At 61.8% G+C, this 505-nt stretch carries 1 protein-coding gene and 1 pseudogene; both read right to left on the reverse strand.

The features are described 5' to 3' along the window. Positions 1-81 (reverse strand): annotated as a pseudogene (locus tag HMPREF3086_RS18545) (cadmium transporter); the annotation flags it as partial. Further along, a complete protein-coding gene (locus HMPREF3086_RS10660; RefSeq protein ID WP_070721788.1) occupies positions 78-437 on the reverse strand; it encodes a Cd(II)/Pb(II)-sensing metalloregulatory transcriptional regulator CmtR in 360 nt (119 codons plus the stop codon). The gene HMPREF3086_RS10660 and the pseudogene HMPREF3086_RS18545, both read right to left, overlap by 4 nt. Between the last annotated feature and the right edge of the window lie 68 nt (positions 438-505).

Below are 505 nucleotides of genomic sequence, written 5' to 3' on the forward strand. Positions count from 1 at the left end.
GAACAGTGAGAGGACGATGATGTCGTCGATGTTGGTGGCGATGAACAGGCCGATCGCCTGCAAGGCCGAGGTTAGGATCACGCGCCCGACCCCGTGTCGCAACAACCCGGTGCTGAGCAGGCTGGGTCCAGGCAGGAGGCGTTCTCGTTGACGGCGAGGGTGACCTCGACCAGGGAGGCTAGTGACTGCGCCAGGTGCGGATCTGCGATCTCATAGCGGGTCTGGCGGCCTTCGGGCACGGCGACCGCGATCCCGCAGTCGCGAAGGCACGCCAGATGGTTCGACACGTTCGAACGCGTCAGTTCTAAGTCCCGGGCCAGCTCCGCCGGATAGGCCGGCCGCTCCAGCAACGTCAGCAGTATCCGGGACCGCGTCGGATCGGCCATCGCCCGCCCCAACCGATTCATCACATCCACACGAGAAGCAACAGTCAGCATATGTTGAACTATACAGTGGTCGCTGAACTGTCGAGAAGGCGCCTTAAGAACCTAAAGGTTTTCAAGAC

This window comes from Dietzia sp. HMSC21D01, from assembly GCF_001815995.1.
GTDB lineage: Bacteria > Actinomycetota > Actinomycetes > Mycobacteriales > Mycobacteriaceae > Dietzia > Dietzia cinnamea.